Origin of the sequence: Xanthomonas sp. NCPPB 4037 (assembly GCF_041475695.2) — a bacterium.
Lineage (GTDB): Bacteria > Pseudomonadota > Gammaproteobacteria > Xanthomonadales > Xanthomonadaceae > Xanthomonas > Xanthomonas campestris.
This window is the reverse complement of record NZ_CM191261.1, coordinates 1,305,649-1,332,451: the sequence shown is the minus strand read 5'-3', so window position 1 is coordinate 1,332,451 and position 26,803 is coordinate 1,305,649. Positions and strand designations below refer to the sequence as shown.

Sequence of the window (26,803 nt, the reverse complement as noted above, 5' to 3'; positions counted from 1 at the left end):
AACAAACGAGCGCAAGCGCGCATTCCTTCATATCGCTCCAGACCTTCCCTTCTCCCACCGGGAGAAGGTGCCCGAAGGGCGGATGAGGGTACGTCTGCTGAGAGTGCGATCGAGCCCCTGCAATCAAGGCAACAACATAAACCCCATCTGGAAAGACAGACCCACTGCTCCAGCAGACGTACCCTCACCCCAACCCCTCTCCCGCTGGAGAGGGGCTTCTGGCCTGCGTACAGCATCAAAGATGAAGAGCTTCGATCACCGGCGCGACAACCGATCCAAAATCCCCGGCACTTCCACCCCAAGCTCACGCGCCAGAAACCCCACCGTCCCAATCCGTTTCGACAGCAGCTTCCCCGCCGCCGCATGCACAAACACACCCCATAACGCAGCCGTCAACGCATCGCAGCCACGCGCGGCAAACCCGGCAATCAATCCCGCCAGCACATCGCCCGATCCGGACGTTCCCAACCCGGATGCACCACCGCGATGCACCCACAGCGCCCCCTCCGGCCCGGCAATAAAGCTGTCCGCGCCTTTGACAATCACCACGCTGCGCAGTGTCTTCGCATAGGTCAGCGCGTACTCGCCCGGCGCCGCTTCTATCGCTGCCTTGTCGTCTCCAGCCAATGCCGCCATCTCGCCCGCATGCGGCGTCAACACGAATGGCCGCCCAACCGGCGCACGCAAGCCGCGCGACAACGCTCCCGCATCCAGCACCAACGTGCAAACCGCTTTTTCAGCCGCGCTTTTCACCAATGCAGCGGTGGTTGCCGATGACGCCATCCCCGGCCCGATCACCGCCGCATCGCAGGCTTCCAGTGCCGCATCCAGCGCACGATGCCCACGCGTAATTTCGCCCTGCCCGCTTTGCGCCAATCCCAGCACCAGGGCCTCCGGCACCGCCAGCGCCATGCCGGGCGCCACGCTCGCAGCGGTGGCGATCTGCAACTTGCCCGCACCTGCGCGCAGTGCCGCCTCGCCGGCCAGCAGCGCCGCGCCCGGCACACGCATCGACCCACCCACAATCAACACCCGCCCACGCTGCTCCTTGTCGCCACCGGGCGATGGCAGCGGCAGCGCACGCAATGCGGCAGCGCTGAGCGTGCGGACGCGTGCGGTGGCCATCAGCGTGCTCCGGCCGGGCGGTCGGATTCGGTGGTCACCGGCTCATCGGCAAGCTCGGGCGAGACGAAGTTGGTCCGCACCAGTTGCAACGCCTGCCCGTCGCGCCCGGCCACGTATTCGGTGACGCCGCAGTTGGGCACCTCGCCTTCGCGGTCGATGCCCAGAATCGTGGCCTCGTCCATGCGTTCGGCCAGGTAACGGAAACAATTGACGATCACCTGATGCCCCACGATCAACACCCGCGCACCCACATGATTTCGCTGCAGATCGCCAACCACCGCGCGCAGCCGGAAGATCACATCGCACCAACTCTCGCCACCGGGCGGGCGGAAGTAGAACTTGCCCACCAACTTGCGTTGCTCGGCCAGCTCCGGAAACGTCGCGAGGATGCCGGCCGTGGTGTAACGGTCGAGCACGCCGAACTCCTTCTCGCGCAAGCGCTCGTCGATGCCGAGCATATCGTCGCCGTGGCCCAGCGCGCGCACCACCGCCGTGGCGGTCTGGCGCGCACGCACATAGGGCGAACACAGCACCACCGTGGGCCGCTCCCGCTGCGGCAGACCCGACATCCATGTGCCCAACGCATGCGCCTGCCGCTCGCCCAACGCCGACAGCGGCACATCCGCATCGCGATGTTCCAGATCGATCAATGCATGGCCATGCGCCTCTGCCACATCGCGCGCCACATTGCCCGAACTCTGCCCATGCCGCACCACCCACAACCGCTCGGGCCACTGGGTCGACACGCCAGCCACCGCACTTTTCTCACTCACATCCCTCTCCTGCACAAATCAGCCCCACGTGTCGCACAGCGCCCGTGAAAACGTGGTCGATCACCCGTTGCCTGCAGGCGTTTCAGCACCGCGCGCAACGCGGCACACCAACAAGCAGGCACAACGGGGCGATAACGTCGCGCCGGTATACTGCAGCCCCCTGCCACACTGCTGCCCATGTCCAACGTTCTGCTGTTGCGCACGGCGAAAGAGCGCGAAGAACTGCTGCTGGAAGAGGTGCTGGACGCCGCCGAGCAATGCATCGACGCCGCCGGCCTAGGCGCCACCAGCTTCGAACTGATTGCCGAGCGCGCCAAGGTCAGCTGCGGCTGCCTGCTGCAGCGATTCGAAGACAAGGACGCGCTGGTACGCGCCTTGCTGGAGCGCAACTACATGCGCGCCATCCGCCAGATGTGGCTGGTGGAACGCCCGGCCAACGTACACGTGGTGGATTTCATCGCCGGCCTGCTCGAAGAATGGCTGCTGCAGGAAATCAACATCAAGCGCACCCGCATCGACCTGGAGCTGCACCTGGCCACCCTGCGCGACCCGGTGTTGGCCGCCTTCATGCGCCGGCAGAGCGCATCGCTGATCGAACACCTCAGCGCCCTGCTCAAGCGCCTGCTGCGCGGCCACGCCGACCCGGCCAGCAGCGAGCAGGAATTCCAGGCCCGCGTCTTCGCCGTGGCCGCCATGTGCGGCGGCCTGCACAACGTGATGACCAGCGGCATGGAACTCAACCGCATGCATTTGCAGTTGATCTTGCGCGAGAGTTTGTCGGGGATTTTGAAGTCTGCGCCGGTGTAGTTCGAAAAACCCGGCAGGGCATGCGTGGCCCGCCACTCCAACCAGCAACGCGTGGGATCACCTTTCAACTGCCGTACGATGCAGACGCCTCTGCAGACGCGCGGGCTCTTGCGGCCAAGAGCAGTTGAGTGACCAATGCGCAGGCGTCGTCGCCAAGACCGCTGGCAGCGCGCCAGAGCTCTGGCGGCAGCCGGGAACGGTCTGCGGTTGCCAGGTTCTGAAGATCTGCTGCCAGCGCAGCTGCCTCTTCTCCGGTCATCTCACCCCCGGGACCTGCTACCTCCCCCTTGTTCACCATGGCAACGGCCGCGTCCAGACATGCTTCGGTGACGCCCAACTCCTTCGCCCTGTCGGCCTTGCTGACACTCGTCTGCGGCTGCGCTTGCAGGTACCGGTTCGCCAGATACTGCACGGCAGACAGCGTGCCCATCACCACGGCGTAGGCCAAGGCCGGCGCAAGCATGACACCCGCATTCTTTTTCCAGGACACCTCCCCTTTTGCATATTCATATGCCGCCGCAGCGGGCGTATGAACCGCGTCCAGAACCGCGGCTTCGGCAGGCCCTGCGACCGCAGAAGTGGCAAACCGCGCTGCCTGCAGCCCGGTGTTCGCAATGTGCACACCGATAGGCACGCGTGGAGCCTTGAGCCGCGCCGCACGCACGGGCGCACGCGACAGGTCTTGCTTCAATTGTGGATTGGCCTGTGGGTCGCCGCGTTGCGAGGAGTAACCCACCTCACGCGGGGCCTGCGCCTCGCGTTGATCGTGTCTTACCGCTTCACGAACCACAGAAGTCACTGGGAAGGAACCCATGCCTCACCTCTTAGAACAGATTCACCAAAGTGCTTGCGTACCACTCTGCTACGCAAGCGTCATTGCGCTTGGCGCAAGACCGAAAAAATGGACGGTCTGGCGACGTGCATGCGTCGCAGCGCGCTCAGCCAGCGGACGATGCAGAGGCTTCCGCAGACGCGCGGCTTCGCGCAGCCGCAAGTAAGTTACTGACCAATGTATAGGCATCGTCGCCGACGCCGCTGGCAGCGCTCCAGATTTCAGGAGGCAATCGGGAACGGTCTGCCGTTGCCAGGTGCAGAAGATCCATGGCCAGTGCAGTCCGCTCACCTTCGCTCATTTCAGGGGTGGGAGTCTCTGCGTCAGGCATGGTGACCATCTCGATGGCGGCATCCAGACACGCTTCAGTTGTTCCTAGCTCGGCCGCCCTGGCTGCCTTTGTAACAGATGCCTGAGCTTGTGCTTGTGCTTGCAGATACCAGGCCGTCACACGTTCAACTGAATATGCCGCACCCAACGCACTCAACGAGGCCATAACAGGGACACAGGCGGACATTGCATAGTTTTTCAAGTACGGATCATCTATTGCGTAACCATAAGCTGCTGCAAAAGGCGCCTGTAATGCGATCAAGCCGTTAGGAATGACGGAGGCAGATGCCATTACGGTGCCAACACGCGCCGCTTGCCTTCCAACGTTCGCAACCCGTACGCCGATGGGCACGTTTGGCTCTCTGAGACGCGCCTCACGCACTGGTGCCCGCCTTAGGTTTTCCGTCAATTGCGTGTTCTCATCGGGGTCTGTTCGCTGAGAGGAGGCACCCACGCCACGCTCGGCTGGCGTGTCGTGTTGATCGTGTCTTGCCCCTCTACGTGTTGCTGATGTCAAATTCACCGGGCGCATGCTTCACCTCTCCACCAGGTTGTCCAAGTCGCTAATGTTCCATTCGGACGTCAATGCGTACAGCGAATAACCGAAAGATCGAAGCATCTGGCGAAACAGACAAAGCTGCACCTTGCAGAGGTACAGATACCGGCATAAGGACCACGCAATTGCATGACTCTGCGGCCACTCGCCTGAAGGGAGTATCTGACAACGGCGTAGAAGGCAGGCGTCAGGCAGACGGCAATGGCATCGTGAGCCCAGGGTCTTTGCGGATCGCAACGCACGCTCACCATGCTGATGGTCACGCTTTCACACTCGAAGCAGTGCAACAGGCAACCTCCGCTTCGTGTCGTTGCAACGCCCTTCGCCGATCGATATCCCAGAGAATGGAGCCGCCTCCATCCTGATCGCCTCATTGGCCAGCATCGACGCGAGGACAGCAGATGGATTCCATCAGGCATCGCCCCACACTGCACGTGCCTGCAGGCGCTCATGCAACGTCCGGGTCTACGGGTGAGCGCACTGCAACCGTGTCGGCAGATCAACACCTGCCCTGCGCGCAGATCAGCGATGGGGCGCTGCAGGCATTGCCGCGGAAAAGACCACAAGGCGCTGCCGTCCTCAAACGCTCACTCAGTGCGCCTGCGCTGACGGCAACACAGCGCCGAATGCTTGCCGAACTCGGGGCCGAAGGCGGTACGTGCCTGACGCCCGACGAAGCAGCGGTGCTGCGGGAGCTCAGTTTCCACACCCCGGCGACACCGCGCGACACGGTGCTGTTTACCGACCCCAACAAGGACCCCGACGATGTGGTCGCCTACACCATCGGCAAGCAACTGCAGGTAACGGGCTTTGTACGCCTCACCGACGTTGCGGTGACCTTGGGCGATGCCAGCGTGCGCGAGGAGCGCGCCCGGCTCGCAAAGGGCGTGTTCAACCGCCTGCAACTCCCCAATGTGCGTGTCTCACGCGGGCAGGATTACCTGATGAGTGCGAAACAGGCCAAGGACCATGCCAAATTCCTGCAGGAAGGCCAGGGGTTGCGTGCGGAATCGGCCGAAATTTGCGACAACAGCCTGCAAGCGCTGCACGAGCGCCTGATGCAGGCACCGCAGGGGCTGAGCATGGTGGTGATTGCCGGCATGACCGACGCCCATGCGCTGGTCGATGCGCATCCGGCGCTTGTGCGCGAGCGCGTCAAGAGCATCACCATCATGGGGGGCGTCGAGCCGGCCAGGGACGCCGACGGCCATGTGCAGCCCGACGCACGCGCCTACAACAATGCGACAGACCTGGACGCGGCCTGTGGCCTGTACCGCAAGGCACAGCAACTGCAGATCCCGTTGCGCATCGTGACCAAGGAAGCTGCCTACAAGACAGCGGTGTCGCCCTCGTTCTACGAAGGCCTGGCGAAGAGTGGGCATTCGGTGGGCAGATATCTCGAAGACGTGCAGAAAAACGCCTTGAACGGCTTGTGGGAAGGGATTCAGGCAGGGCTGCTTCCGGGCCTGGATCAGGCGTGGTTCTTTCGCACGTTCACCGCAGACGCACTACCGCAGGCAAACGGCCCGCAAGAGGGCGCAAACCAAGCCATGGCCTTCGACCAGATCTGGCCGAGGGTCACCAAACTCAACTTGTACGACCCGTTGACGCTGCTGGCCTCGGTTCCCGGCGCGGCAGGCATGCTGTTCACGCCAAGGCAGATACAGGCCGATGGACTCAGCGTTGTGGAGCAGGTGAGCGAAAACGAGGTCAAGCATCCGGAGAAGGCAAAACGGCTGATGTCCGCCTTGGCAAAAGTGGCGCTTGCTTCTGAAAAATGAAGGGTAAATCACTGCAGTAACACGTTGAGTCCGCGTTAGAGCGTGTTATGAACTTTGCCCTTGTCACGATAACGTATACGGATGAAGCCTCGTAAGCCATATCCAACCGATATCTCCGACGAAGAATGGGCCTTCGCTGCGCCATATCTCACACTGATGGATGCGCAAGCACCGCAGCGCAAATACGCGCTACGCGCGATGTTTAACGCACTGCGCTGGATCGCACGCGCCGGCGCACCGTGGCGATTGCTTCCCAACGATTTCCCGCCTTGGGAAGCGGTGTATCAGCAAACGCAGCGCTGGCTGCAGGCTGGCTGCTTTGAGGCCATGGTCAGCGATCTGCGCTCACTCTTGCGTGTGGCACAGGGGAAGAAAGGCCAGCCGAGCGCGGTGATTTTTGATGGCCGGACGCTGCAGTCCACCTGTGAAAGCGGGCCGCGTGCTGGATACGATGGCTATAAGCGCAAGAAAGGCAGCAAGGTGCATATGGCCGTCGATACGCTGGGACATCTGCTTGCCGTCCAGGTCACGCCGGCCAACGAGCAGGAACGCGCACAGGTCCGTTCGTTGGCCCAGGAGGTACAACACGTGACCGGTGAAACGGTCAAGATCGCTTTTGTGGATCAGGGCTATACCGGCCAAGAACCGGCGCAAGCGGCTAAGGAAGAGGGCATTGAGTTGCACGTCATCAAGCTGCAAGAAGCGAAGAAAGGCTTTGTCTTGCTGCCGCGCCGCTGGGTTGTCGAGCGCAGCTTCGGCTGGGTCAATCGCTTCAGACGACTGGCGCGCGACTATGAGCGATTGCCGGAAACGTTGGCCGGTTTGCACTTTGTCGTCTTCACGATCCTGATGCTTGGAAATGCAGCCGCTCTATTTCAAAGTTCATAACACGCTCTAGCTTGCGCGCTACCCGATGCAGTAAATGGTTCGCAATGAGTTACAAAACCTCATGCGCCCGCAACATCAGTGTGCCTTTTAAAAATACCATATGTCGCGACAACATACTGTCGCTCCCATACACCCCTAAGCACAACGCAAACCAATATGCCAATTCAGACAAATTATCCAGGTATCTATTCATCCAGCCAAACAAGTAGCCAGGAAAATCAATTTAAAGGTCAAGTTGAGTCTGCGTTAGGAAAAATTGCTGAAGGCGGCTCCGGCAACAGCCTTTTGCAGGGACTCAAGGCATTCAACGCCCGCGAAAACAGAAATGTCATTATCAAGGAGATCCCCCCTACAGACCAACCCAATACTTTTGCGATACTAAGCGCGAGACAAGTTGAGGAACACAGGGACTCCGACGGACGCAGGGCATCTACGCTCAAAAAGAGCGCGAAGATTGCCAAAAAGCTGGCAAAAGAAGGCGTAGGCTGCAATGCCATGGTCGAATGGAACCCTCATAGTCACATCGAATTGAACGGAAATGGCTCCCCTGTTCGCATTGGCTCCAATGCTGACGAAGCGTTCGTGGTCCTTGCGCATGAACTTGTACACGCCAGGCATCTTCTGGCGGGAACCTCAACAGCATATGATGGCGGCGATCGCTACGACGAACGATCGGAAGCAGGTAAAGAAGAGCTGAGGGCAGTTGGGATCGGGGAATATGATTCTCGCACCACCGGAGAACCCAGCGAAAACTCGATCAGGCAGGAGCACGGACTTCCCATCAGAAAGAAATATAAATCCCATGGCATGTGAGCGATGCATCGGAGCCAGCAAATAGCGTCGCGCTCCTGTTGACATTCAGCCCGAGACTCGCAAAGGGCAATCAACCGCACCGAGCAGAAGTGTTTGCACGAGATAGCACAAGCCGCGCCATCGGCGCATCCACGCCCTGCCAGTACCCCGAATGCGCAGAGAGCATGCATGCGCGGTTCGCGTGACGCCGAGGGTTGAGATCTACCGCCCTTCCCAGTGCTGCGCGCCGCAGCAAGGTGGCAGTTGGCAGTTGGCGAACCAGCTTGCACGCGTCACGGGCGAGCATCGCGCAGGACGCGGTAGGTGCGCAACCATTGCACCGCACGGTGCGAGGCGATGAGCGGGGTTTGGCGCGCCGTTCGCTGACCATCTCATCTCAGAGCGGCCAACAAAGCGTAGCGAGCACTCGTCAGGTGCGCGTGGACGGCGTGCTCAGAACCGCAGTGTACAAGTGGTACATGCCGATTCCGAGCACCTGCCGCGCCCGCCTGGCGGTGAGCGCAGTCGTTTTGTTTGCTGCTCTGAAGGAGGCAGTGATTGGCCATGTCGCTGCCAGACGACCAGACGATGGACACATCAAACAGCGCGGCCCGCAGGCGCAGGCCACAGCGGCCCATCAAAGCCGCTGAAGCGCCAACTGATCCAGGATGGTGCGCATGGCGCCGGCCGCATCGAAGATGGCGCTGCCCAGCACGGGCAAGGTGCGGCGGTCCAGCCGATCGGCGTTGCCGGCAGCGATCACATCGCCATGGGCGGCGATGGTCAGCAACAACTGATCCAGCGTATCTACCTGCTCGACGGTAATGCCGAAGGCAAACGCATCAGGCTGCATGCCATCTCCTGCCCGCCTGCGTGCACGAGGCGACGCCATCACTGGCCGGCTCATGCGGCCTCCCCGTCGTCAGCACGCGCGTTGTCAGAGGCGTCGGGCTCAAGCCGCGCGGGCCACTGCACCTGTGCCAGCGCCTGCGTTACCTGCTCGGCCAGCAGCTCCAAGCAGCACGCCAGCTCGTCCATGCGGATGGCTTGCTGCCTCGCCTGCTCTTCGGCCTGCGTACGCGGCTGCGCAAGGCGCGCCAAAAACCGCATGTGGTCGCGCAGTTGCTGCAGGCGGTATTGCGCGCCTTCTGGCAGGTAGTAGCCCGGGTGTGACTGCGCATCTCGTACAACGTCCGACATGGCCTGCTCCTCATTCCATGGAATCAGCCCGCCCGCCGCAAGGCGGCGGACGGGAAGTCGGGAGGCTCGAAACCGCTAACAGCCGGCGGGCGTATTCCCCTTGCGGGTGTTGTATTAGCCGCCCTCCCGACGCAGAGCATCGCGTCGGTTGCACCAGCAAAGTTGCAGGCACAAAAAACCCACCGGTTTGTCGGAGGTGGGTACCGCTGTTAGCGGAGTTTCGAGGCTCCGTAGTCGAATCCTGCTACTGCAATGACCTGGCGTCAATAGCGCAACTCATGCAGACCAGGCAGCAGAGAGTGCTTCTGCCTGCTGCAGCACTGTTCGCACCGCAGCATCCTGCAAATCGGGCGGATAGCCGTATTTGCGCAGGATGCGCTTCACCAGCACGCGCATGCGCGCGCGCGCCGAATCGCGGCGCGCCCAATCCACCGAAGCGCTGCCCTTGAGGTTCACAAGCAGCTCGTGTGCGATGACCTTGAGTGCATCGTCGCCCATCAATTGCACTGCAGAATCATTCTCTGCCAACGCATCGTAGAAGGCGACTTCATCCTCGCTCAATCCCTGCTCTTCGCCACGCGCACGTGCCGCGCGGATGTCCTTGGCGATGCGGATCAGTTCCTGCAAGACTTCGGCAGTGGTGATGGCATTGGCGTGGTAGCGCGCAATCGCGTCTTCCAGCCGTTCCGAAAACGCCTTGGTCTCCACAATATTGCGCTTGCTGCGCGAACGGATACCGTCGTTGATGAGCTTGCGCAATGCTTCCAATGCCAGGTTCTTCTTGTCCATCCGCTGCACTTCGGCAAGAAATTCGTCGGACAGGATGGAAATGTCCGGCGACTGGATGCCGGCGGCTTTGAGGATATCCACGATCTCGGTGGAGACCACCGCACGGCTCACGATCTGGCGGATGGCGAAATCGCGCTCCTGCGAGCTGATGCCTGAACCCGTGGCGCTTTTGACCAAGGCTTCGCGGATAGCCTGGAAGAAGCCCACCTCCTCGCGCACCGCGAGCGCCTCATCCGAGGCGGAGGCCAGGGCATAGGCCGTGGACAAGGCCAGCACTGCGTCCTGGTAGCGGCGTTGCGCCGCCTTCTTGCCATCGTCGCTGCTTGCCGCGGCCACCCATTGCTGCTGCTGATCGAGGATCCACTCGATCGCACCGGCCATCATCGCCAAGCGCTGCTGCGGCGTGCCATTTAGTGCCGTGAGGTAATCAAAGCCGTGGTACATATCCCGCACGACTTCGTACTTCTCCCGCAGCATTGCGATCGCCTGCGCTTCGTCGATACCGGTGTTCTGCTTGTCCTGCGGCGAATACTGCGCCAGGGCGGATTTCAGGTTCTGCGCGATACCGATGTAGTCGACGATCAATCCGGCCGGCTTGTCCCGGAACACGCGGTTGACCCGCGCGATAGCCTGCATCAGGCCATGCCCCTTCATCGGCTTGTCCACATACATGGTGTGCATGGAGGGCGCATCGAAGCCGGTCAGCCACATGTCGCGCACGATCACCAGCTTCAACGGGTCGGCCGGGTCCTTGGCGCGGCGCGCCAAGGCATCGCGCCGAGCCTTGTTGCCGATATGCTGCTGCCATTGCTGCGGGTCGCTGGCCGCGCCGGTCATCACGATCTTGACCGCACCCAGCGTGTCGTCGTCGCTGTGCCAGTGCGGGCGCAGCTTGACGATTTCGTTATAAAGGTCAACGCAGATCTCGCGGCTCATGCACACCGCCATCGCCTTGCCATCCAGCGCAGCCACACGCTCTTCGAAATGCGTCACCAGGTCCTGCGCCACCAGGGCCAGCCGCTTCTGGCTGCCGACCAGCCGCTCCACCGCCGCTGCCCGCCCTTTCAGCTTTTCCTTTTCATCTGTGCCTTCCCCCTCGAACAGGGCCTCGACCTCTGCATCCAGATGGGGCTTTTCGTCTTCATCCACTTCAATGCGCGCCAGCCGCGATTCGTAATAGATCGGGACAGTTGCACCATCTTCCACCGCGCGGCTGATGTCGTAGACATCGATGTAATGGCCGAACAGCGCGGGGGTATTTACGTCGGTCGCTTCGATAGGCGTGCCGGTGAAGCCGATGAACGAGGCATTGGGCAACGCATCGCGCATGTATTTGGCAAAGCCATAAGAGACCGCACCGGTCTTCGCGTCCAGTTTGGCTTTCAGGCCGTACTGGCTGCGGTGCGCTTCATCGGCAATGACCACCACGTTGCGGCGCGTGGTCAACGGCGCCTCCACTTCACCGAACTTCTGCAAGGTGGTGAAGATGACGCCACCGCTTGCACGATCGAGCAGGCGCGCCAGATCCTCACGGCTGTCGGCCTGCACCGGTGTCTGCCGGAGCAGCGCCTTGCACATCGAAAACGTGCTGAACAACTGGTCGTCTAGATCGTTGCGGTCGGTCAGCACCACCAGCGTCGGGTTGCGCATCGCCGGGTGCTGCACCAGCCGCCCGGCGTAGAAGGCCATCAGCAGGCTCTTGCCGCTGCCCTGCGTATGCCAGATCACGCCCGCCCTGCGGTCGCCTGCCGGCTGCGCTTTAACGCTGGCCAAGCCATAATTGGCTGGATCTTCGGCAATGGCCGTGCGTGAGGCGCGAATCGTCGATTCCACCGCGTGGTTGACCGCGTGGAACTGGTGGTAACCGGCAATGATCTTGACCAGCCCGCCACCGGTTTCGCCAAAAGCGGTAAACCAGCGCAGCAGCTCCAGAAACCGCTGCGGCGCGAACACCCCTTCGATCAGCGTTGGCAGCTCCGGCTGCCCCTTGGGCAGCACCTGCCTGCCGTCGGTGGTGCGCCACGGCATGAACCGCTCCAGATCGGCGGACAGCGAGCCGGCACGCGCGGCAATGCCATCGGAAGTGACCAGCACCGCATTGGTATGGAACAACGCGGGGATCTGCTGTTTGTAGGTCTGCAACTGGTTGAATGCACCCACCAGGTTTGCACCCGCACTGCCGGGTGCTTTTAGTTCGATCACGGCCAGCGGCAGGCCGTTGACGAACAGCACCACGTCCGGCCGGCGTCTGGTCTGGCCGCTGATGACCACAAACTGTTGAACAGCCAGCCAGTCGTTGTTCTCCGGGCGGTCAAAGTCGAGTAGCCAAACCTTGCCCGCTGTCAGCACACCATCGTCTGCGTAGTACTCGACATCCACGCCTTCGGTCAGCAGCGTGTGGATGCGGCGGTTTTCTTCCAGCAAGTTCGGCAAGTCGTTTTGGGTGAGCTTGCGGATGGCGTCTTCCCTCGCCTCCGGCGGCAGCTGCGGGCTGAACCGGGTGACGGCATCGGCCAATCGCTGGTGCAGCACCACGACATCATGACTTTCGCGTTCCGGCGCGCTGCCGTCCGGGCCCGTTGTGTTGTCCGAGACGACGGAGTAGCCCAACCTGCGTAATTGTTCAAGCAGGGCTTGCTCGACTGCGGCTTCGGATAGAAAAGCCATTAGCTCTGCTCCTCATCGGAAAGTGGTTGTCGTACCGGAACGACTTTCCTTATGTGCTCCTCGATTGAGGTCGCATCAACCAGTCGAATTCTTGCGTCAGCAGTTTGCGCCAATGTTCCCATGTGCCTTTTGATGTCACCCAGCGCATCTGCGATCTTGGCAATGGATGGCTTCTCGACAACCCCAGGCAGCCCGGCATAGGCCGATATATCCAAAAGATATTTTTCAGCATTTAACTTCTTTTCCCCTGCAGCACGCCAGCTAACGTTGACGTAAAAAGGCTTGAGCCTTCTGCTGACGTTCGCATCTTTGGGACTGAACAGGTTGAACCCGATAGCAAAAGTAAAGCTGAACTTTTCACCCTGCCCAATCATGGTCAACGCCGGGCGCTCTTCGGCGTGCTTGAACAAAATGTGATAGTTCTCGAAATCACCCGCCTCACGCTCGAACGAATAGCAGACATCCAAGGCTGGACCTGTGCCTACGTTGGAGAACGCAAGTTGCAGGGCTCCGTTGCCATCAGGGTGCGGCTCGAAATGGGCAATCACATGGGGCGAGCGCCCTGCCTTGCGCAGCGCACGGTTCTCACGCAGCAGTGCATAAGTGAATCCGGTGTATATCAGGGTGGAAAACCCACCAACAGCGGTTCCAATCACTGCCCAGTCCCAGGCCATCAGTGCTCTCCTCCTTCCACATCTTGCTCCGCTACAAGAGCAGGAGCATCACGTGCGGCGTTCAACGCTTCGATATAGGCACCACGGTCAAGCTGGTAGAGCACACGGCTAACGGAAACATTGAGGGGAAATGAGTCATTGCCAGGCAAAAGAACCCGAAACTCAGGATTGCCGTTATCGTCCATTACCAAATCCAACCCGACATAAGCGTCAATTAATTGGTTGAATTCCTCAAACCGCTCCCAAGGCTCGCGCGAATTGACCGGATCTCGCTGCGCCTCCAGGTAGGCTCGGTGCAGAAACATCACCAGTGCATCCGCTGACAGGACCGCCGAGCGGCGATGGTGGATGGACAGTTTGGCAAGAAATCCATCACACCCATGACTGACCGGCCCAGATTCGTTCCGCAGATCGCCCAATGCTGTTGTTAGTTTGTGGTGCTGCGAGACCAGCTTGAGAAATTTGCTGTTTTGATTCTCACCAAGCTTAAGCACGCGCACGGCGGCACCCACCCATTCACCGAAGTCTGGAGCCGTAGCTTTCGGCCTCACAGGTTGAGTCGGCGAATCCAGTTCGTCTACGATGATACGGCAGAACACTTCAACGATGGATTTTGCGCAGTCGATGCACGCATCGTTTTCCTGATCCAGCGTGCGTTCCAGCGCCTCGAAGGTTTGCTGCAACATCGGGGCCTCACGCCAATACAGGCACGCTTCACGGATGCCGGGACACCAGTCCAGACTCATATCCTTTTTTCCAAGAAGCGTTCCTCATTTACCCGCAGCGCACCCGAGATCAGCTTAGGAAGCAGGATGTCACGTAGTTGGGCTAGAGTCCGGGATTGCCGCTCGTTCTCTGCGATTTTTTCCAGCAATGGCCAGACGTGCTTTGCAAAATCAGCAATAGTTCCTTCGTCTGCGATAACGATTCTCGTTGCTGCAACGACTTCGGCGCGTACTGCTGGATATGCTCCACCATCGGCAAGATTCGACAAGGCTTCAATATTGTCAGGCGAAACTGCGGCAAGATACACAAGGGATGCGTAATCTTTTCGGTTCGGGCGAAGCACCGCAAAGCCCGTGCTGCCGGTTAAGCCATCTTCGTCTATGAGCGCGTAGGAACCATTGCCAGGCCGCACCGTGCCGACGATCGTATCGTTCGGTCGCAGCGCGCGCTGCGCGCGGCTTGGCGCATCTTCTGCCGCATACGACGTGACGCTCTCGATACGTCCCCATTTCGTATTCGACAAGTCGACATAGCGGATTTCATCTGGCCTTGTCTGCTTTGTCCACGCCTCAGGGTTGAGTACCGCCAAATCGGCAAGCACCCCGGCACGCCAGCCCTTCGGAATCATACCCAGCTCCGAATCCTCCTTTTCTTCTGGCGGTACGCCGTCGAAGTCCACGAACCAGGACTTGAACAGGGCGCGGGCCATCGCCTCCAGCGTCTGATTCATACGCCGGCTGAGCTCGATCTTGTCGTCCAACGTGCCAAGGATATGGGCGATCGCGCGTTGTTTAGATAGCGCCGGGTATCGTAATGGCGCGCTGAAGATCTGACGTGGGGATAAGTTTGCCTGCCCCCCAGAACTTGTGGCTATTGCGATGAACAGTTCTTGGTAAGAGATTGACGAGAGAACGTACGAAGCAAAGCGTCCGTCAATTTTCGCTCCAGGCTTCGCGCGCAGGGCACCTACTCGTTGGTTTATAAAGTAGTTCCCAGCTTTCCGGAATTGAGCGACCTTTCCAACCCAAGTTTCGGGAGAACCGTCGTGGCGATTCCCCGACATAGAAATAAGCAAGTCACCAAATTGAGCGACTTTATCGGATCGGCTACGAAGAAAATTCTCTGAAACATATGAGAAATCATGCTCACTAAATTCACCTGGCTTGACATTTTTTATCTTAATAACAGGCACACCTTGTTCGATGAATTCGGTGCTCTTGAATGCATAGCCATTCACCAGATCAAAAACGTCGCCAACTGTAGCTACAGTCCACTCATCCAATATATCCAAACCACGCATATTCTCCTGCACTATCACTCTGTCTTTCTCAATGATGCGACGGAACGGTTCACCAGTCGTCGCCCAATCAACCACATCCACCTTCCACGGCAAATCCGATTCGGAAAAATCATCAGCCAGCGCCGCGCTCACCGCCAGCGACAAGGGCTGATCGGTGATGATGGCCAGGTCCAGATCGGAATACTGCTTGGCCAGCCATTTGGCCCGCGAACCGAAAGCCCATACTGCATATTGCGGCACGTGCTTACGCAGAATGTCACGCACGATCTGCCAATGATCGGGCCGGATGTCGATATTGGGCGTGTCAGACATTGCGTGCTTCCAGCTTTTGCAACAAGTCGCGCGCATCGACGATGAAGTCCAGGGTGCCCTGGTACACCTTCTTCGCCTTTTCGTGGTCGTAGGTGTGCGCGGTGATGTTGCGCATCTGCCGATACTTGAACCAGGCTTCTACGTCGGCGATCAAGCCCTTTTCGGCAGCCACACGCAGCACTTCACGGAAGTTGGTTTCATCCACCTCCTCCGGGCTGGCGGATTCGGCCTCGATCTGGCGCTTGAGCATCTTGATGCCGATTTCATAGACGAACTCGAAATTCTGGATGACACCTGCCACCAGCGTGTTTTTCACCTGTTTGGATTGCTGGTCGAACCAGGCGCTGTCGCTGACCACGCCCAGGCTGTCTTCCAGCGAAGACACCGCATCGCGCAGTGCTGTGAGGTCGAGTTTCTCGTTCATCATGTCTCTCCTGTCAGAACCCCAGGTGCTTCAGATTCATCTCGATCGCTGCGTCAAGCTTCACCGCTTCCTGCTGCTGCTCCCGCCACAGCGTTGCCAGGCGCTGCATCTTCTGCGCAAACGGTTCGCCATCATCCTCTTGCGCCGCTGCGCCGACATAGCGGCCCGGCGTGAGTACATGGCCGTGCTTGCGCACCTCATCGAGCGGGGCGGACTTGCAGAACCCGGCGATATCAGCGTAGTCGCCTGCGTCCTGTTCTCCACGCCATGCGTGGTAGGTCGCCGCGATCCTGGCCACCTCGGCATCGTTCAATTCGCGCCGGGTACGGTCGACCAGTGTGCCCATGTTGCGCGCGTCGATGAACAGGATTTCGCCACGGCGGTCGCGTAGCTTGCTCTGTAGCACCAGTCCGTTGCTGCGGTCCTTGGCCAGAATCCACAGGCAGGCCGGAATCTGCGTGGAATAGAACAGCTGCCCAGGCAGGGCGACCATGCAATCGACCACGCCGGCTTCAATCATCGCCTTACGGATGTCGCCTTCGCCGCTTTGCTGGCTGCTCATCGAGCCATTCGCCAGGACAATGCCGGCAAAGCCGTGCGGGCTGAGGTGATGGACGATGTGCTGCAACCAGGCGTAGTTGGCATTGCCCACCGGTGGTGGGCCGAACGCCCAGCGCACGTCATCACGCAGCCGTTCGCCGCCCCAGTCGGAGATATTGAACGGTGGGTTGGCCAGGATGAAGTCGGCCTTCAGGTCGCGCAGTTCGTCCTTGTGAAAGCTGCCCTCGTTGTTCCAGCGGATGTCACTATCGATGCCGCACACGGCGAGGTTCATCTTGCACAGGCGCCAGGTCGTGTAATTGCTTTCCTGCCCATAGATGGCGATGTCGCCAATGCGCCCGCCGTGCTCGTTGACGAACTTTTCGCTCTGCACGAACATACCGCCGCTGCCGCAGCAGGGGTCGTAGATGCGGCCCTTGTAAGGCTCGATCATCTCCACCAGGGTGTGCACCACGCTGCGCGGTGTGTAGAACTCGCCGCCGCGCTTGCCTTCGGCGCCGGCGAACTGGCCGAGAAAATATTCATACACGCGGCCCAGCACGTCTTTGGACTTGGCGCCCTTGTCGTTGAGCGCAATACCAGAAATCAGGTCGATCAGCTCACCCAGCATCACCTTGTTGAGCGCGGGGCGCGCGTAGTCCTTGGGCAGCACGCCTTTCAGCGATTCGTTGTCCTTCTCGATAGCGCGCAAGGCGTCATCGATCAGCGTGCCGATGCTCGATTGCTTGGCGTTTGCCTGCAGGTGCGACCAACGCGCCTGCTTGGGAACCCAGAAAATGTTGTCGGCGAGGTATTCGTCCTTGTCCTCTGCCGCCAATGGGTCTTCGGCCAGCAATGCTGCGTGCCGGGCTTCAAAGGCATCCGAGATGTACTTGAGGAAGATCAGACCGAGCACAACGTGCTTGTAGTCGCTGGGCTCCATGTTGCCGCGTAGCTTGTCGGCGGTTTTCCAGAGCTTGTCGGCGTAGTCGAGTTCGGACACAGATTCCTTTTTGAGGGTTGCAGCCGCAGGTTTGGCCCGTGCCGGCTTGGGCTCGGGTGCAACATTGGGCGCAGCTGGCATTTGTATTGCCGCCGTCAAGGCAACCGATCCACCTCGCCCCCGACCAGCGCGGATGCGGCCGTCGTCGATGAGCTGCTGCTTGATGCGTTGGTAGGTGCTGTCCTGCCAGCCCAGTTCCTCACGCAGACGTTGATTGCCCGCGCTGCCGCCAAGCGAAGTCAAGGCGGCGATGAAGCGTTCGATCTTTTGTTCGGTAGACGTCACTTGTTCTTCCTCTGGCTTCAGGCGGGCCAGTAAAGCCGCTTCAGCGGCACAATGCGTTTTGTTTCTGCGTCGGTGGCCGCATAGTGCTCGATCAGCGCGCGCACCACATGGTCCAGCGTCCACAGCGCCAATGGGATGGACGCCCGATCGGCTTCGTACTGCGCATCCTTGCTGAAGCCACCGGTACTGACATACAAACCGCGATCATCCTTGTGGCGCCCACCAAGAAAGCTGCGAATGTCCTGACTGCCCATCTGCCCCTTACGATGCTTGACCTCCACGACAATACGTGGATGTTCGAAGCCAAACCCGTCGGGCGATGCAACGATGTCTTTCCCACGGTCCGAGCCGGGAGGCGAGACCTGGGTCTTGTAGCCCATCGCTCGCAGAATGCCGGCCACAAGTTGCTGCATGTCACTCCAGCCAAGCTCGCTGACCAGATCCTTGATGCGCTCGAGCGCCTGGGATTCGATACCTGCGAGAGGGTCGGCAACGGCTTCGTCCAGCGCTTCTTCGATCTCCTGTACCGGCTTACCTTTGAGCACTGCCAATATCTCGTCGGCGGCACTGGGCGGCACCTCAAACAATGTCAGTGTGGAGCCAAGGCTATTCTTGGTTGACATACCCAGGTGATCGCGGGGAAGCTCCTGCTGCAGCCATTGCACCTTCCGCGCAAGTGCTATGCCTGATTCGGCCGACTCGGGGAGGTACTCCGCCTGCCCCGCCACAGTGCCAACTGCGTAAAGGCGATTCGCTGGCGAGTAAGTAATGACCCAATCGTCTTGCTGAATTTCATTTACGAAACGCCATACCTGAGAGGCTCCGGAAATGACGGTACCAGGTCTGGCCAATGGCTCAGCAGCCTGATAAATGGCGATCAATTGCTTGCGATCAACACCTGGCTTGGCCTCAGCCGCTAGCTGAGTCCACCCCACTGCAACCACGCCTTGTTCGCGAAATGCTTCGTACAAGCTCCCGCCCTCACCGCGCACCATCCACATCCGTGCCATCACGACCTTCTTCTTAAATTCAAAATTTTCTATACATTCTTCGTCGCAAGACCTTAGCACCAGTCGTCTTCACGCTGATGCCTCACTGCGAGCGCAAGCACCGTCTGCTTGTCTTGGACTTCGAACAACAGCGCATAGCCACTTGGGCCGAAGCCAATCACCAGTTCACGCTGGAAAGGATCGCTTTGGCTAGCTTTGCGGCAACTCAGCGGCGCCACTTCAAGCACAGCAATGCCATCGCGAATAGCCTGTAACGCACGCTCGGCCACGGCAAAATCGCCATCGGCCCGCTGCAACAGCCAGTCGTAAAGCCGCGCAAAATCGTCGCGCGCTTCTTCGGTAAAGCGGATGCTGAATCGCACTCCGGTTTCAGCCCTTACGCGCTTTGTCCAGCTGGGACTGCAAGCCGGTCAGCACATCTTTGGTGTCGATGTAGCGACCGGACGTTTTGGCACTGTCACGCGAGGCCAGCCCGCGTGCAATGAAGGCTTCCTGCTGCTGGCGCTGCTGCACCTGGGCGCGCACAGACTGCTCGACAAAGCTGGAAAGCGTCTCACCCTCCTGCAACACGGCTTCGGCCGCTTCGCGCAGCGCCGGGTCTACCCGGAGCGATGGCAGAGATGCGGATTTCATGGCTGGCCCAGTGCGTTGCAATTGCGATGCATCATCGCAAGCGGGCCGCGGTGCTTCAAGGTTTTCTTTGCAGACTTAAAGCCGACGATGTCGCAGCTACGCTGATGCAATGGTGCGTAGACGCTGAAGCACGACGCTTGCGCGCTCCGGTTCGGCGACCAATCCCGGCAACACGTTCACAAACGCCGGGTTATCCGCTAGCCCCACGAACACGTCGGCAACCCAATGCCGAAGGTCTGCATGCTCCACGGCGAGCTCTTCCACCAGCTCGGCCCGGCCATCGACGACATTGAGTACGTCCTCCAGGTCGTGGCTGGAAAGGAAGTCGCTGTTGCCTCGGGTAGCGAAGGCTTCGAGCTTGGTCGCCACGAATGCTGTCGCTGTCACCAAGCGGATGGACAGGCGATCGCTCAAGGCCACCACTTGGGCCGTCTCTACAGCATGGGCATACCAGCGATTGGAGAAGCCAAGCACGCCGGCATCCACCGGCATCAGGTCGAAGAGGACGCCCGACGCTTCGTGTACCCAGCGGCAGACGACGCCGCTCTGCATCTCGCGCGCGAAGCCCTGCGACTCCACACGCGCCTCGATACCGCGGAACCGGGACCAATCAAGATTGACCACCGCATCAACGTCATAGGTGGCGCGGACGCTTTCAGCCAATGGATCGGATACCAGCAGGCCAACAACTGCTCCGCCGAGAAAGACTACGTTTTCGCAAAGCTCGCCCAATGCATTCGCAATCACAAGCAGGTGCGGCAAATTGGGATCGTCAGAGCGCATCGCCAAGCCTCAGCAATTGCTTGAGATAGCTCGCTGCCAGCGTGCGCTCGCGGGCACGCCCGCTGCGTAGGGCGTCCTGCAGCGCCAGCAGTTGGTGCAAGGCAGGGTCGGCCAGCGCAGCGTTGGGCACACCGGTCGACAACGGCGACAAGCTGGGGCCTTTGGCCGTGCCCTGCGCGCTTGGCCACACCGGTGCATCCCCTGGGGAGCTGGCAATCGCAGTGGACAGTGGGGGCACGCCGAAGGCCGTCGGAATGCCACGCCTTAGCGGCCCGATGACGGCAGGAAAGGCGTAACGCACGCCGTGGACCGCAAACTCATGCAGCGCCGTGCGCACCGTCTCCCACTCGCCGCGACTTTTTTCCAGCGCCAAGCCGGAGGCCACCGCGCGCTTGACGCTGCGATGCACCTGAGAGGCGCTCATGCCCAGCGCTTCTCCAAGGGAGGCATAGGTCCAGGCCTGGCCCGGTTGGGCGACCTGCTTGTACAGCACCACTAGATCCTGCGGCTTGAGTTCCACGTTAGATCAGCTTTATTCCATATTCCGGAATATCGAATATCCAAGTAAAGCTCTGCCTTTGCAAGCAGGCGCGCGCTCAGTTGTTAACCTCGGGTACCGCAGATACGCCCCAGTTCCAACAATGGCGGCGGTGCCCAGCATGACACAGAGAAAAGCCCCGCTTACGCAGGGCTTTTCGTTACTCCAAACGCGTGCCAGCGATCAGGCGAACGGGTCCTGCAGCACCATGGTGTGGTCGCGATCCGGGCCGGTGGAGACGATCGAGATCGGGCAGCCGGCCAGTTCTTCCAGCGCGCGCAGGTAGGCGCGTGCGGCGACAGGCAGCTTGTCCCACTCGGTGATGCCGTGGGTGTTCTCGGTCCAGCCCGGGAATTCCAGGTACACCGGTGTGCACTCTTCCCAGCCCTGCGCATCCAGCGGTGCGTATTCGGTGCGCTTGCCGCGGTATTCGTACGCGATGCAGACCTTGAGCTTTTCCATGCCGTCGAGCACGTCGAGCTTGGTGATGCACAGGCCGGAGATGCCGTTGATGGCCACCGCACGCTTGAGCGCGACGATGTCCATCCAGCCGCAGCGACGGGGGCGGCCGGTGGAGGCGCCGTACTCGGCACCGCGGTCGCGGATGCCCTGGCCCACTTCGTCATCCAGCTCGGTCGGGAACGGGCCGCCGCCAACGCGCGTGGCGTAGGCCTTGGCAATGCCCAGCACGTAGTCGATTGCATCCGCGCCCACGCCGGTGCCGGCCAGTGCGCCGCCCACGGTGGTGTTGGAGCTGGTGACGTACGGATAGGTGCCGTGGTCGATGTCCAGCAGTGCGCCCTGCGCGCCTTCGAACAGCACGCGCTTGCCCTGCTTGCGCAGGTCATGCAGGATGCCGGCCACATCGGACTTCATCGGCTGCACGTACTCGCCGAATGCCAACGCTTCGTCGAAGGTCTTCTGGAAATCCACCGCCTCCACGCCCAGGTACTTGGTCAGCACGAAGTTGTGGTAATCCAGCGCGGTGCGCAGCAGTTCTTCCAGCTGTGCCGGGTAATGCAGGTCGGCGATGCGGATACCGCGGCGCGCCACCTTGTCTTCATATGCCGGGCCGATGCCGCGGCCGGTGGTGCCGATGGCCTTGCCGCCAGCAGCCTTCTCGCGGGCCTGATCCAGCGCGATGTGGTACGGCATGATCAGCGGCGCGGCCGGGCTGATCTTCAGGCGCGAACGCACTTCCACGCCGGCCGATTCCAGCTCGCCGATCTCCTTGATCAACGCGGCCGGGGAGATCACCACGCCATTGCCGATCAGGCACAGCGCGTCGTCGCGCAGGATGCCGGAGGGGATCAGATGCAAGACGGTCTTCTTGCCGTTGATGACCAGGGTGTGGCCGGCGTTATGGCCGCCCTGGAAGCGGACGACCGCACCGATTTCTTCGGTGAGCAGATCGACGATCTTGCCTTTGCCTTCATCGCCCCACTGGGCACCGAGCACGACAACTGACTGACCCACGACGGGTGAACTCCTGAGTTTTGCTGCGGCCATCGGGGCCGCGGGATGGGACCGGTTCAAGACTGGCGGCGACACCTGGCGCGCAGCTCCATCGGGGAGCGTTGCAATGGCGCGAAAGCCCTGACACGGAAAAAGCCGAACGGAGTGCTCTGGTTGGAACGTGCCCGGCCGGCTTTTGTGCATTATCCGGGTTTCGGGTGGCAGGCACTACCCCTTGGGGGCGGCGGATCGGGGAGCTGGTCAGATTGCGGCTGGCCGTCGGTTGCGCGGTGCTCCGAGCGCTGCCGGTCCCTAGAGCGTGTTATGAACTTTGCCCTTGTCACGATAACGTATACGGATGAAGCCTCGTAAGCCATATCCAACCGATATCTCCGACGAAGAATGGGCCTTCGCTGCGCCATATCTCACACTGATGGATGCGCAAGCACCGCAGCGCAAATACGCGCTACGCGCGATGTTTAACGCACTGCGCTGGATCGCACGCGCCGGCGCACCGTGGCGATTGCTTCCCAACGATTTCCCGCCTTGGGAAGCGGTGTATCAGCAAACGCAGCGCTGGCTGCAGGCTGGCTGCTTTGAGGCCATGGTCAGCGATCTGCGCTCACTCTTGCGTGTGGCACAGGGGAAGAAAGGCCAGCCGAGCGCGGTGATTTTTGATGGCCGGACGCTGCAGTCCACCTGTGAAAGCGGGCCGCGTGCTGGATACGATGGCTATAAGCGCAAGAAAGGCAGCAAGGTGCATATGGCCGTCGATACGCTGGGACATCTGCTTGCCGTCCAGGTCACGCCGGCCAACGAGCAGGAACGCGCACAGGTCCGTTCGTTGGCCCAGGAGGTACAACACGTGACCGGTGAAACGGTCAAGATCGCTTTTGTGGATCAGGGCTATACCGGCCAAGAACCGGCGCAAGCGGCTAAGGAAGAGGGCATTGAGTTGCACGTCATCAAGCTGCAAGAAGCGAAGAAAGGTTTGTCTTGCTGCCGCGCCGCTGGGTTGTCGAGCGCAGCTTCGGCTGGGTCAATCGCTTCAGACGACTGGCGCGCGACTATGAGCGATTGCCGGAAACGTTGGCCGGTTTGCACTTTGTCGTCTTCACGATCCTGATGCTTGGAAATGCAGCCGCTCTATTTCAAAGTTCATAACACGCTCTAGCCTGGGAGATCCCGTAGCGACAATCCCAATGGCTCGTAGGAGCGCACCAGGGCGCGACAGGCATTACCGGCGAAGCAGTCGCGCCCAGGTGCGCTCCTACGCTGCCCGTTGCGGTCGGAATGGACCACCTACTCAGTGACGCACGATCCACAGTGCGATCGCGCCCAGCACCAACGTGACCCCACCAATGGCGCGCAGTTGGGCGGTGGGCAGGCTGAACAGTTGCTCGACCATGCGCTTCCAGGCGGTGGGCACGGCAAACAGCAGCAGGCCTTCGATGACGGCGATCAGGCATAACGCGGACAGAAACTCTTGCATCACCAACACCATCGCAACGTGGGAGTTGCAGTGTGCCCGGTTCGGCAATCCCACAAACCTCCGCACGTCGTAGGAGCGCACCTGGGCGCGACTGGCATTACCGGGAAAGCGATCGCGCCCGGGTGCGCTCCTACGCTACGGCATCTCAAAGCCAAATTGCGTCCCAGAACGGGTAGTCACCTACGCGTGTGACCAGCCCGGCCCGTAGTGGATTGGCGATGAGATAGCGCGCCGCTGCATGCAGGTCGTTCTCTTTGCGCAACGCATGGTCGTGGTAGCTACGGCTCCAGACCGGTGCGTGATGCTGGCGCTGATCGTTCACTGCGCGTGCTGCGCACGCTTTCATACGTGAGACGGCATCGGCCAATGAGGTGGCGCTTCCAAGTTGCAACAGCCAATGGACATGATCCGGCATCAATACCCAGGCCAGCAGCCTGGCATCGGAGGGCGTTGCTGCGGTGAATGCCCGGCAGGCTGCGGCTGCAAGCAGAAAATCTGCGAACACGGCGCGACGCTGCCATGTCGTGGTGGTCAGCAGGTAAACGCTGTTGGGCGAAGACTGCCTGCCGCGGCGCAGCGCGCGATGCCCTGGAGAGTCGATGTTGGCCATGGCGCGATGCTGACGGCCTTGAACAACGCGGGATATCGGCGGTTGCCACGTTCTGCGCTAGGGGATCTATGTGGCGACTGACTGTCAGAGGCAATCAGCAGGGTCCGCCGCCGCCAAGGCTCGTCGCGCCCGGGTGCACTCCTACCGGGCCTGGTCGGACCGACAAAACGGGAGAGGCGCTCCAGGCATCTGCGGATCCCGGACATGACCATCACCATCGCAGTCCACGCAAGGCCATGCCCCGCCCCCAGCGTAGGAGCGCACCTGGGCGCGAAGGGCATTCCCGGTAAGGAGGTCGCGCCCGGGTGCGCTCCTACGCTTGGCGCGCGCGCATGCCTGCTCGACAGTAAGAGGCACATACAAAAACGCGAAGCGCTCAACGAACGATCAACGATCGCTCTTGAGGTACTGCAGGAAGGGGTCGTTCTTGTCCAGCACCACCACGCCGTTGCCGTCGGTCATGGAGCCGCGATAGGCCTCCAGGCTGCGGTAGAACGCGTAGAACGACGGATCCTTGGAGCCGGCCTGGCCGTAGATGCGGGCGGCGTCGGCGTCGCCTTCGCCGCGCAGCTTCTGGGCGTCGCGCTCGGCGTCGGCCACGATCACGGTGGACTCGCGGTCGGCCTGGGCGCGGATGGTCAGGGCCTGCTCTTCGCCTTCGGCGCGCAGCTTGCTGGCTTCCTGCTTGCGCTGGGCGCGCATGCGCTCGTAGACGTCGGTGATCACCTGGCTGTCGGTCGGCAGGTCGATCTGCTTGATGCGCAGGTCGGTGATCTGCATGCCCAAGCCCTTGATGGCGCCGTTGATGCCCTTGAGCTGGTTGGCGATCAATTCGCTGCGGTCGCCGGAGACCAACTGCTGCAAGGTGCGCGAGTTGATCTGGTTGCGCAGCGAGTCGGTGATGATCGGGGCCAGGCGCGAATTGGCCACCGACTCTTCACCACCGGTGGCGCGGTAGAACGCACGCACATCGGAGATGTAGCCGATGGCGAAGAAGTCCACGCTCACGTCTTTCTGCTCGGCGGTGAAGTAGCGCGCCGGGGCGGTGTCCAGCACCTGGAAGCGGCGATCGAACACGCGCACCGATTCCACCACCGGCAACTTGAAGTGCAGGCCGGGCTTGAGGTCGGCACGCACCACGCGGCCCAGGTTGAGCACCATGGCGGTCTGGTCTTCGCGTACCACGAATACCGAGCCCATCAGGACCAGCAGCACGGCGACGATCAGGCCGATGACTAGCGAATTTTTCATTGTTCGGTTCCCTCACGGCCGGTCGGGCGCGGGCCGCGTTCCGGATTGCGAATGCCTTCGGCGCTGCCGCCATTGCCTTGCGGCGGATTCAACAGCACGTCCTGCGGCACCATCGACGGGATGCTGCCGTTACCCGTAGCTGTTCCAGTATTGCCGCTCTTGCCGGCATCGGCCGGCAACGGCACGTAGATGACCTGGCGGCCATCGCTGCCGATCACCTTGCGGTTTTCCGACAGCACCTTCTGCACGGTTTCCAGCCACAGCCGCTTGCGGGTGACGTCCGGCGCGCCGGCGTACTGCTCCTGCAGCAGGGTGAAACGGTCGGCGTCGCCCTCGGCCTTGGAAATCACGGCCTGCTTGTAGCCTTCGGCACCGGTGCGGGTGCGGGCACCCTGGCCGCGCGCTTCGGGCACCACCTTGGCGGCGTAGGCCTGGGCTTCGTTGATCAGGCGCTCGCGCACCTGCTGGGCACCGTTGACCTCGTCGAAGGCCGGCTTCACTTCTTCCGGCGGACGCGCGTCGGGCAGGGTCACGCCAGTCACCGACAAGCCGGTGTTGTAGGCATTGAGCGCGGCCTGCAGGCGGTCCTTGGAGGCAATGGCCAGCGGGCCGCGATTGTTGAGCACGGTGTTGAGGTCTGAGCGACCGACCTGCTCACGCACCGCACTCTGCGCAGCCTGCTCCAGCACCAGGTCCGCATTGCGCGAGCCGAACAGGTACTTGCGCGGGTCGCTGATTTGGTACTGCACGTTGAGCGAGACGTTGACGATGTTCTCGTCGCGGGTCAGCACCGGCACCTGATTGCTGAAGGTCTTGATCTCGGTGGCGTTGACCTTGCGCACCGACTCGACCGGCCACGGCAGCTTGAAGTTGGGGCCGGGCTGGAGGATGCGCGAGAACTGGCCGAAGCGCAGCACCACGCCACGCTGCTGCTCGCCGATGAGCTGGAAGCTGGAGAACAGCACCATCAGCACCACCGCGACCAGGATCCAGCGCCACACGCCGCCATCGAACAACTCTTTCAACGGGGCGGGCAGATTGCCCCAACCACCACCGTTGCCACCACCGCGCGGGCCCCAGGACCTGCGACGGTTGGGATCCGGGCCGTCTCCGCCCTTGTTGCCGGGTGTGTTCCAGGCCATGCACGCTCCATGATCGAGGGGCTGCGCGGGCCAGTCCCGCAGTGCCGCCGTGTTGTGTGATTCGATGATTCTACTAGATGGGGCA

26 protein-coding genes, 1 other RNA gene and 1 pseudogene are annotated in these 26,803 nt (G+C 61.1%); 5 read left to right on the top strand and 23 right to left on the bottom strand.

Going from position 1 to position 26,803, the window contains the following annotated elements; translation table 11 throughout:
* Positions 1-255: 255 nt before the first annotated feature.
* A complete protein-coding gene (locus ACCQ01_RS06020; protein ID WP_228434066.1) occupies positions 256-1,125 on the bottom strand; it encodes an NAD(P)H-hydrate dehydratase in 870 nt (289 codons plus the stop codon).
* A complete protein-coding gene (locus ACCQ01_RS06015; RefSeq protein WP_228434065.1) occupies positions 1,125-1,913 on the bottom strand; it encodes a histidine phosphatase family protein in 789 nt (262 codons plus the stop codon). The genes ACCQ01_RS06020 and ACCQ01_RS06015 overlap by 1 nt, the downstream gene beginning before the upstream one ends.
* A 162-nt stretch (positions 1,914-2,075) precedes the next feature.
* Here ACCQ01_RS06015 and ACCQ01_RS06010 point away from each other — a divergent pair, with 162 nt between their 5' ends.
* On the top strand, positions 2,076-2,705 hold the full coding sequence (locus ACCQ01_RS06010; RefSeq protein ID WP_074056892.1) for a TetR/AcrR family transcriptional regulator: 630 nt from the start codon (positions 2,076-2,078) through the stop codon (positions 2,703-2,705).
* Between the two features lie 64 nt (positions 2,706-2,769).
* Here the strand turns inward: ACCQ01_RS06010 and xopAV (ACCQ01_RS06005) are convergent, their stop codons facing one another.
* Both xopAV (ACCQ01_RS06005) and xopAV (ACCQ01_RS06000) read right to left on the bottom strand, forming a co-directional pair.
* Positions 2,770-3,519: a type III secretion system effector XopAV gene (xopAV, locus tag ACCQ01_RS06005; protein ID WP_228434064.1), complete on the bottom strand. Its 750-nt coding sequence runs from the start codon at positions 3,517-3,519 to the stop codon at positions 2,770-2,772.
* A 124-nt stretch (positions 3,520-3,643) separates the two neighbouring features.
* Positions 3,644-4,399 carry a type III secretion system effector XopAV gene (xopAV, locus tag ACCQ01_RS06000; protein ID WP_228434063.1) on the bottom strand — a complete coding sequence of 252 codons (756 nt, stop codon included), beginning with the start codon at positions 4,397-4,399 and terminating at the stop codon, positions 3,644-3,646.
* A 425-nt stretch (positions 4,400-4,824) separates the two neighbouring features.
* Between xopAV (ACCQ01_RS06000) and xopQ the strand changes: the two genes are divergently transcribed.
* The 3 genes from xopQ (at position 4,825) to xopG (ending at position 7,905) form a co-directional block, all read left to right on the top strand.
* On the top strand, positions 4,825-6,204 hold the full coding sequence (xopQ, locus tag ACCQ01_RS05995) for a type III secretion system effector XopQ (RefSeq protein ID WP_228434062.1): 1,380 nt from the start codon (positions 4,825-4,827) through the stop codon (positions 6,202-6,204).
* Between the two features lie 81 nt (positions 6,205-6,285).
* Complete coding sequence (locus tag ACCQ01_RS05990) at positions 6,286-7,092, top strand: IS5 family transposase (protein ID WP_006449292.1); 807 nt, start codon at positions 6,286-6,288, stop codon at positions 7,090-7,092.
* Between the two features lie 156 nt (positions 7,093-7,248).
* Complete coding sequence (xopG, locus tag ACCQ01_RS05985; RefSeq protein WP_006453000.1) at positions 7,249-7,905, top strand: XopG/HopH/AvrPtoH family type III secretion system effector; 657 nt, start codon at positions 7,249-7,251, stop codon at positions 7,903-7,905.
* 383 nt (positions 7,906-8,288) lie between these two features.
* On the opposite strand, the gene ACCQ01_RS05980 is transcribed toward xopG, so the two are convergent.
* The 15 genes from ACCQ01_RS05980 to ACCQ01_RS05910 form a co-directional block, all read right to left on the bottom strand.
* Positions 8,289-8,365: non-coding RNA, sX9 sRNA (locus tag ACCQ01_RS05980), on the bottom strand.
* Positions 8,366-8,521: 156 nt separating this feature from the next.
* On the bottom strand, positions 8,522-8,737 hold the full coding sequence (locus tag ACCQ01_RS05975; protein WP_372358859.1) for a hypothetical protein: 216 nt from the start codon (positions 8,735-8,737) through the stop codon (positions 8,522-8,524).
* Between the two features lie 50 nt (positions 8,738-8,787).
* Positions 8,788-9,084 (bottom strand): XAC0095 family protein, encoded by a 297-nt coding sequence (locus ACCQ01_RS05970; RefSeq protein ID WP_228434269.1) that lies wholly within the window; start codon positions 9,082-9,084, stop codon positions 8,788-8,790.
* A 276-nt stretch (positions 9,085-9,360) separates the two neighbouring features.
* The gene (locus ACCQ01_RS05965; RefSeq protein WP_228434270.1) at positions 9,361-12,540 is read right to left on the bottom strand and encodes a type I restriction endonuclease subunit R; all 3,180 of its coding nucleotides are present in this window, start codon (positions 12,538-12,540) and stop codon (positions 9,361-9,363) included.
* Positions 12,540-13,214, bottom strand: a complete 675-nt coding sequence (locus ACCQ01_RS05960; protein ID WP_228434271.1) for a DUF8453 domain-containing protein — start codon at positions 13,212-13,214, stop codon at positions 12,540-12,542. Before ACCQ01_RS05960 ends, ACCQ01_RS05965 begins: the two co-directional genes overlap by 1 nt.
* A complete protein-coding gene (locus ACCQ01_RS05955) occupies positions 13,214-13,900 on the bottom strand; it encodes an abortive infection family protein (RefSeq protein ID WP_228434272.1) in 687 nt (228 codons plus the stop codon). The genes ACCQ01_RS05960 and ACCQ01_RS05955 overlap by 1 nt, the downstream gene beginning before the upstream one ends.
* A gap of 56 nt (positions 13,901-13,956) precedes the next feature.
* On the bottom strand, positions 13,957-15,552 hold the full coding sequence (locus ACCQ01_RS05950; RefSeq protein WP_228434273.1) for a restriction endonuclease subunit S: 1,596 nt from the start codon (positions 15,550-15,552) through the stop codon (positions 13,957-13,959).
* The gene (locus tag ACCQ01_RS05945) at positions 15,545-15,976 is read right to left on the bottom strand and encodes a nucleotidyltransferase substrate binding protein (RefSeq protein WP_228434274.1); all 432 of its coding nucleotides are present in this window, start codon (positions 15,974-15,976) and stop codon (positions 15,545-15,547) included. The genes ACCQ01_RS05950 and ACCQ01_RS05945 overlap by 8 nt, the downstream gene beginning before the upstream one ends.
* 13 nt (positions 15,977-15,989) lie before the next feature.
* A complete protein-coding gene (locus ACCQ01_RS05940) occupies positions 15,990-17,804 on the bottom strand; it encodes a class I SAM-dependent DNA methyltransferase (RefSeq protein WP_228434275.1) in 1,815 nt (604 codons plus the stop codon).
* 17 nt (positions 17,805-17,821) lie between these two features.
* Positions 17,822-18,814 carry a restriction endonuclease gene (locus ACCQ01_RS05935; protein ID WP_228434276.1) on the bottom strand — a complete coding sequence of 331 codons (993 nt, stop codon included), beginning with the start codon at positions 18,812-18,814 and terminating at the stop codon, positions 17,822-17,824.
* A 53-nt stretch (positions 18,815-18,867) separates the two neighbouring features.
* Entirely contained in the window at positions 18,868-19,176 is a 309-nt protein-coding gene (locus ACCQ01_RS05930) for a type II toxin-antitoxin system RelE/ParE family toxin (protein ID WP_228434277.1), read from the bottom strand.
* A gap of 7 nt (positions 19,177-19,183) precedes the next feature.
* Positions 19,184-19,447: a YlcI/YnfO family protein gene (locus tag ACCQ01_RS05925; protein ID WP_228434278.1), complete on the bottom strand. Its 264-nt coding sequence runs from the start codon at positions 19,445-19,447 to the stop codon at positions 19,184-19,186.
* A 96-nt stretch (positions 19,448-19,543) separates the two neighbouring features.
* Positions 19,544-20,230, bottom strand: a complete 687-nt coding sequence (locus ACCQ01_RS05920) for a hypothetical protein (RefSeq protein WP_228434279.1) — start codon at positions 20,228-20,230, stop codon at positions 19,544-19,546.
* Positions 20,220-20,750, bottom strand: a complete 531-nt coding sequence (locus ACCQ01_RS05915) for a MarR family transcriptional regulator (RefSeq protein ID WP_228434280.1) — start codon at positions 20,748-20,750, stop codon at positions 20,220-20,222. Before ACCQ01_RS05915 ends, ACCQ01_RS05920 begins: the two co-directional genes overlap by 11 nt.
* 201 nt (positions 20,751-20,951) lie before the next feature.
* A complete protein-coding gene (locus ACCQ01_RS05910; RefSeq protein WP_011036253.1) occupies positions 20,952-22,244 on the bottom strand; it encodes an adenylosuccinate synthase in 1,293 nt (430 codons plus the stop codon).
* A gap of 337 nt (positions 22,245-22,581) precedes the next feature.
* On the opposite strand from ACCQ01_RS05910, the pseudogene ACCQ01_RS05905 reads away from it, so the two are divergent.
* A pseudogene (locus ACCQ01_RS05905) lies at positions 22,582-23,387 on the top strand (IS5 family transposase).
* Between the two features lie 142 nt (positions 23,388-23,529).
* Here the strand turns inward: ACCQ01_RS05905 and ACCQ01_RS05900 are convergent.
* The 4 genes from ACCQ01_RS05900 to hflK form a co-directional block, all read right to left on the bottom strand.
* Positions 23,530-23,715, bottom strand: a complete 186-nt coding sequence (locus tag ACCQ01_RS05900) for a DUF2065 domain-containing protein (protein ID WP_228434223.1) — start codon at positions 23,713-23,715, stop codon at positions 23,530-23,532.
* Between the two features lie 145 nt (positions 23,716-23,860).
* Complete coding sequence (locus ACCQ01_RS05895; protein ID WP_043907770.1) at positions 23,861-24,325, bottom strand: REP-associated tyrosine transposase; 465 nt, start codon at positions 24,323-24,325, stop codon at positions 23,861-23,863.
* A 387-nt stretch (positions 24,326-24,712) separates the two neighbouring features.
* Positions 24,713-25,576, bottom strand: coding sequence for a protease modulator HflC (gene hflC, locus ACCQ01_RS05890; protein ID WP_006449475.1), 864 nt, complete (start codon positions 25,574-25,576; stop codon positions 24,713-24,715).
* Positions 25,573-26,718 carry an FtsH protease activity modulator HflK gene (hflK, locus tag ACCQ01_RS05885; RefSeq protein WP_228434222.1) on the bottom strand — a complete coding sequence of 382 codons (1,146 nt, stop codon included), beginning with the start codon at positions 26,716-26,718 and terminating at the stop codon, positions 25,573-25,575. The genes hflC and hflK overlap by 4 nt, the downstream gene beginning before the upstream one ends.
* Between the last annotated feature and the right edge of the window lie 85 nt (positions 26,719-26,803).